The sequence below is a fragment of the Bradyrhizobium sp. genome, from assembly GCF_019244115.1.
Classification (GTDB): Bacteria; Pseudomonadota; Alphaproteobacteria; order Rhizobiales; family Xanthobacteraceae; genus Bradyrhizobium.
In genome coordinates this window covers 1-5,984 of the sequence record NZ_JAFATE010000772.1, presented here as the reverse complement: position 1 = coordinate 5,984, position 5,984 = coordinate 1, and the positions used below count along the sequence as shown (strand labels likewise).

The following is a 5,984-nucleotide window of genomic DNA, read 5'->3' as shown; positions in this document are numbered from 1 at the left end:
CGACGCGCAGCCCGACCGGATTGACCTTTTGACCCATCTAATCCCTCTCCTGCCTCACGCCGACGCTTTGGCTTCGGCCTTTTCGCGCACCACGATCGTGATGTGAGCGAACGGCTTCATGATGCGCCCGACACGGCCGCGGCCGCGCGCGTGATGGCGCGTGATGACCAGACCCTTGCCGACCGATGCCTCGGCGACGACAAGCTCGTCGACGTCGAGGTCGTGATTGTTTTCCGCGTTGGCGATCGCCGACTGCAAACACTTGCGAACGTCCCTGGCGATGCGCTTGCGCGAGAATTCGAGGTCGGCGAGCGCCGACGCGACCTTCTTGCCGCGGATCATCTGCGCGACGAGGTTGAGCTTCTGCGGCGAGATGCGCAGCATGCGGCTCACCGCCTTCGCCTCGTTATCCTTCAGATCGCGCTCGCGTGCGCTCTTGCCCATAACGAAATTCCTTAGCTCGATGCCGCGGGAGCGGCGGCCGGCGCGGCCGCGGGGGCCGCAGCAGCCGGCGCCCCGGTGCGCTTGGCTTTGCGGTCCGAGGTGTGGCCGTAGAACATGCGGGTCGGCGCGAACTCGCCGAACTTGTGGCCGACCATTTCCTCGGTGACCATCACCGGGATGTGCTTCTGGCCGTTGTAGACACCGAAGTTGAGCCCGACGAATTGCGGCAGGATGGTCGAGCGCCGGCTCCAGATCTTGATCATCTCGTGGCGGCCCGACGCGCGCGAGGCCTCCGCTTTCTTGAGCAGATAGCCGTCGACAAACGGGCCCTTCCAAACCGAACGTGACATCTGTGTTCGTGTCCTTACTGCTGCTTTTTCTTGCGATCGTGGCGGCTCACCACGATGAATTTCGTGGTGCGCTTGTTCTTGCGGGTCTTCCAGCCCTTGGTGGGCTGGCCCCACGGCGTGGTCCAATGCTTGCCGCCATTGGTGCGGCCGCCGTGCGGATGATCGACGGGGTTCATCGAGATGCCGCGATTGTGCGGCATGCGGCCCTTCCAGCGCTGGCGGCCGGCCTTGCCGATCGTGATGTTCATGTGGTCGGGGTTCGACACCGCGCCGACCGTCGCCTTGCAGCGGCCGTGAACGAGGCGCTGCTCGGTGGAATTCAGGCGCAGGATGACGTACTCGCCATCGCGCCCGACGATCTGCGCATAGCTGCCGGCCGAGCGGGCGATCTGGCCGCCCTTCCCGATCTTGATCTCGACATTGTGCACGATGGTGCCGACCGGGATGTTCTCGATCGGCATCGCATTGCCCGGCTTGATGTCGGCTTCTTCGGCCGCGATCACGGTGTCGCCGGCGCCGAGGCGCTGCGGCGCGAGAATGTAGGCCTGCTCGCCATCCTGATACTTGATGAGGGCGATGAAGGCGGTGCGGTTCGGATCGTATTCGAGCCGCTCCACGGTCGCCGGCACGTCGAGCTTGACGCGGCGGAAATCCACCTTGCGGTAGGCGCGCTTGTGACCGCCGCCGCGGAAGCGCGACGTGATGTGGCCGTTATTGTTGCGGCCGCCGGTCGAATTCTTGCCTTCGGTGAGCGCCTTGACCGGCTTGCCCTTGTGCAGGCTCGAGCGGTCGACGATCACCAGCTGACGCTGGCTCGGCGTGACGGGGTTGAATGTCTTCAGTGCCATGGCGCTACCCTTAGAGTCCCGTCGTCACGTCGATCTTGTGGCCTTCTTCGAGCGTCACGATCGCGCGCTTGACGTCCGAGCGCTGCGCGCGGGTGTTCTTGAAGACCTTCATCTTGCCACGCCGGGTGAGCGTATTGACCGATTTCACCTTGACGTCGAACAGCTTCTCGACCGCTTCCTTGATCTGCGGCTTGGTGGCATGACCGGCCACCTTAAACATCACCTTGTTGTGCTCGGACGCGATCGTCGCCTTTTCGGTGATGACCGGCGAGAGGATGACGTCGTAATGGCGGGGATCGGTGGTGCTCATTTGAACCTCGCCTCGATCGCATCGAGTGCAGCCTTGGTCAGGACCAAGGTCTTGCGGCGCATGATGTCGTAGACGTTGATGCCCTGGACCGGCAGCACATCCACATTCTTGATGTTGCGCGCGGCCGAGCGGAAATTGGTTTCGATTTCAGCGCCATCGATGATCAGCGCGCTTTCCCAGCCGAGCTTGCCGAACTGGGCCGCGAGCGCCTTGGTCTTGGCATCCTTGGCACTGGCCTTGTCGAGCAGGACGATGCCGCCGTCCTTGGCCTTTGACGACAGCGCGTGCTTGAGCGCGAGCGCGCGAACCTTCTTCGGCAGCTCATGCGCATGGCTGCGCACGAGCGGACCAAAAGCGCGTCCGCCGCCGCGGAACTGCGGCACGCGGGCCGAGCCGTGACGGGCACCGCCGGTGCCTTTCTGCTTGTACATCTTCTTGCCGGTGCGCCAGACTTCGGCGCGGCCCTGAGCCTTGTGCGTGCCCCGCTGGCGCTTGGCGAGCTGCCAATTGACCGCGCGCTGAATGAGATCGACGCGCGGCTCGAGGCCGAAAATATCCTTCGACAAAGTCGCCTTGCCGCTTTCCTTGCCGTCGAGGGCGAGAATCTTCACTTCCATCACGCGCCCTCCTTCTTGCTGGCAGCAGCCGCTTGGTCGGCAGCTTTGGCAGCCTGCTCCGCGGCCTTCGCCGCCGCGTCAGCAGCCTTAGCCGCCTGCTCGGCGGCGGCAGCGGCCTTCGCCGCAGCGTCATCCGCCTTCGGCGCTTCTTCGTTCTTGGCTTCCGCTTTTGCTTCGGCCTTGGGCCGATCCGTTGTTTTGAACTTGCCGGGCTTCGGCGCTTCCTTCGGGAGCGACTTCTTCACGGCGTCGCGCACCAGGATCCAGCCGCTCTTTGGGCCAGGAACGGCGCCTTCGACCAGAATGAGGCCGCGCGCCACATCGGTTTGCACGACCTTGAGGTTGAGCGTGGTGACACGGTCGGTGCCGAGATGACCCGGCATCTTCTTGTTCTTGAAGGTCTTGCCGGGGTCCTGACGGCCGCCGGTCGAACCGATCGAACGGTGTGAGATCGACACGCCGTGCGAGGCGCGCAGGCCGCCGAAATTCCAGCGCTTCATGCCGCCGGCAAAGCCCTTGCCGATCGAGGTTCCGCAAACGTCGACAAACTGGCCGACGACGAAATGATCGGCGGTGATCTCGGCGCCGACCGGGATCAATGCATCCTCGGTGACACGGAATTCGGCCAATTTGCGCTTGGGCTCAATCTTGACCTTGGCAAAACCGCCGCGATCCGCCTTGCTCATGTTGCCGGCGCGGCGCTCGCCGGCGCCGAGCTGCAGCGCGACATAGCCGTTCTTGTCTTTGGTGCGGTGGCCGATCACCTGGCAATTGCCAAGGCGCAGCACCGTGACGGGGACGTGATTACCCTCTTCGGTAAACACCCGCGTCATGCCTAGTTTTTGCGCGATCACTCCGGAACGCATGCCCATCACCGCTTAAAGCTTGATCTCGACGTCGACGCCGGCGGCGAGGTCGAGCTTCATCAGCGCGTCCACGGTCTGCGGCGTCGGATCGACGATGTCGAGGAGGCGCTTGTGCGTGCGCATCTCGAACTGTTCCCGGCTCTTCTTGTCGACGTGCGGCGACCGGTTGACCGTGAATTTCTCGATCTTGGTCGGCAGCGGGATCGGACCGCGGACCTGCGCACCCGTGCGCTTGGCCGTGTTCACGATCTCGCGCGTCGACGCATCGAGCACGCGATGGTCAAAGGCCTTGAGCCGGATCCGGATATTCTGGCCGTTCATCTTCTTTTTCTCTCAACGTCACGGCCGGCTCTACGCCACGCCACGACAGTAATTTCCCGCGCGTCTATTGAACGGAGATGGCCGGATTTTGAGGCCCGGCCACCGCCAATGCTTGTTATTCGATGATGCTCGCCACGACGCCGGCGCCGACGGTGCGGCCGCCTTCGCGAATGGCGAAGCGCAGTTTCTCTTCCATCGCGATCGGCACGATCAGGTGCACTTCCATCGAGATGTTGTCGCCCGGCATCACCATCTCGGTGCCCTGCGGCAGATGCACGATGCCGGTCACGTCGGTGGTGCGGAAATAGAACTGCGGACGATAATTGGTGAAGAACGGCGTGTGGCGGCCACCCTCTTCCTTGGTGAGGATGTAGGCCTCTGCCTTGAACTTCGTGTGCGGCTTCACCGAGCCCGGCTTGCAAAGCACCTGGCCGCGCTCGACTTCCTCGCGCTTGGTGCCGCGCAGCAGCGCGCCGATGTTGTCGCCCGCCTCACCCTGATCGAGCAGCTTGCGGAACATTTCGACGCCGGTGACGACGGTCTTCTGGGTCGGGCGGATGCCGACGATTTCGACTTCCTCGCCGACCTTGATGATGCCGCGCTCGACACGGCCGGTGCACACGGTGCCGCGGCCCGAGATCGAGAACACGTCTTCGACCGGCATCAGGAACGGCTGATCCTTCGGACGTTCCGGCTGCGGGATGTTTTCGTCGACCGCCTTCATGAGATCCATGATGGCGTTCTTGCCGAGCTTCTCATCCTTGTCTTCGAGGGCGGCGAGCGCCGAACCCTTGATGATCGGGATTTTGTCGCCCGGGAAGTTGTACTTGGACAGGAGCTCGCGGACTTCGAGCTCGACAAGTTCGAGCAGTTCCGGATCGTCAACCATGTCGCACTTGTTGAGGAACACGACGATCGCCGGAACGCCGACCTGGCGGGCGAGCAGGATGTGCTCGCGGGTCTGCGGCATCGGGCCGTCGGCGGCCGACACGACCAGGATCGCGCCGTCCATCTGCGCGGCGCCGGTGATCATGTTCTTCACATAGTCGGCGTGGCCGGGGCAGTCGACGTGCGCGTAGTGGCGCTTGTCGGTCTCGTACTCAACGTGAGCGGTCGAGATCGTGATGCCGCGCGCCTTCTCTTCCGGCGCCTTGTCGATCTGGTCGTACGCGGTAAACGTCGCGCCGCCCTTCTCGGCCAGCACCTTGGTGATCGCCGCGGTGAGCGACGTCTTGCCGTGGTCGACGTGACCAATCGTGCCGATATTGCAGTGCGGCTTATTTCGGTTGAATTTCTCTTTTGCCATCGGACTCTCCGTTCAAACCTTTTCCCTGTTGCCTGCTCTTTTGATCAGGCGAATTTCTTCTGAACTTCTTCGGACACGTTACGCGGCGCTTCCGCGTAATGATCGAACTGCATCGTGAACGTCGCACGGCCCTGGCTCATCGAGCGCAGGTTGTTGACGTAGCCGAACATGTTCATCAGCGGCACCATCGCATTGATGACGTTGGCGTTGCCGCGCATGTCCTGGCCCTGGATCTGGCCGCGCCGCGAATTGAGATCGCCGATGACCGAGCCGGTGTAATCCTCCGGCGTCACCACTTCGACCTTCATGATCGGCTCGAGCAGAACCGAGCGGCCCTTCTGCAAGGCCTCGCGCAGCGCCATGCGCGACGCGATTTCGAAGGCGAGCGCCGAGGAGTCGACGTCATGGTACTTGCCGTCGACCAGCGAGACCTTAAGGTCCACAACCGGGAAGCCAGCGAGAACGCCCGAGCCGATCACCGACTCGAGACCCTTCTCGACACCCGGGATGTATTCCTTCGGCACAGCGCCGCCAACGATCTCGTTCTCGAAAACGAAGCCCGCGCCGGGCTCCGACGGTTCGGCCACGATCTTCACTTCAGCGTACTGGCCCGAGCCACCGGTCTGCTTCTTGTGCGTGTAGGTGACTTCGGCACGCTGGGTGAGCTTTTCACGGAAGGCGACCTGCGGCGCGCCGATATTGGCGTCCACCTTGTAGGTGCGTTTAAGGATGTCGACCTTGATATCGAGATGGAGCTCGCCCATGCCCTTGAGGATGGTTTGTCCCGACTCCGGATCGGTCGACACCCGAAACGAAGGGTCTTCGGTTGCAAGCTTGGCTAGGGCTACTCCGAGTTTCTCCTGGTCAGCTTTTGATTTGGGCTCGATTGCAATTTCGATCACAGGATCTGGAAACACCATTT

Annotated in this window: 6 protein-coding genes and 3 pseudogenes; all 9 read right to left on the bottom strand. The window is 62.8% G+C overall.

Annotated elements, in window-relative coordinates; translation table 11 throughout:
- Window positions 1–54: 54 nt before the first annotated feature.
- Window positions 55–444 (bottom strand): 50S ribosomal protein L22, encoded by a 390-nt coding sequence (gene rplV / locus JOZ76_RS33065; RefSeq protein ID WP_291705582.1) that lies wholly within the window; start codon window positions 442–444, stop codon window positions 55–57.
- Window positions 445–521: 77 nt separating this feature from the next.
- A pseudogene (rpsS, locus tag JOZ76_RS33060) lies at window positions 522–794 on the bottom strand (30S ribosomal protein S19); the annotation flags it as partial.
- A 14-nt stretch (window positions 795–808) separates the two neighbouring features.
- Complete coding sequence (rplB, locus tag JOZ76_RS33055; protein WP_291705581.1) at window positions 809–1,642, bottom strand: 50S ribosomal protein L2; 834 nt, start codon at window positions 1,640–1,642, stop codon at window positions 809–811.
- 10 nt (window positions 1,643–1,652) lie between these two features.
- Window positions 1,653–1,952, bottom strand: a complete 300-nt coding sequence (locus JOZ76_RS33050; RefSeq protein WP_291705580.1) for a 50S ribosomal protein L23 — start codon at window positions 1,950–1,952, stop codon at window positions 1,653–1,655.
- Window positions 1,949–2,569 (bottom strand): 50S ribosomal protein L4, encoded by a 621-nt coding sequence (rplD, locus tag JOZ76_RS33045; RefSeq protein WP_291705579.1) that lies wholly within the window; start codon window positions 2,567–2,569, stop codon window positions 1,949–1,951. The genes JOZ76_RS33050 and rplD overlap by 4 nt, the downstream gene beginning before the upstream one ends.
- A 107-nt stretch (window positions 2,570–2,676) precedes the next feature.
- Window positions 2,677–3,435, bottom strand: a pseudogene (rplC, locus tag JOZ76_RS33040) (50S ribosomal protein L3); the annotation flags it as partial.
- Window positions 3,436–3,447: 12 nt separating this feature from the next.
- Entirely contained in the window at window positions 3,448–3,756 is a 309-nt protein-coding gene (rpsJ, locus tag JOZ76_RS33035) for a 30S ribosomal protein S10 (protein ID WP_291705578.1), read from the bottom strand.
- Between the two features lie 115 nt (window positions 3,757–3,871).
- Window positions 3,872–5,062, bottom strand: a complete 1,191-nt coding sequence (gene tuf / locus JOZ76_RS33030; RefSeq protein WP_291705577.1) for an elongation factor Tu — start codon at window positions 5,060–5,062, stop codon at window positions 3,872–3,874.
- 44 nt (window positions 5,063–5,106) lie between these two features.
- Window positions 5,107–5,984: pseudogene (fusA, locus tag JOZ76_RS33025) on the bottom strand (elongation factor G); the annotation flags it as partial.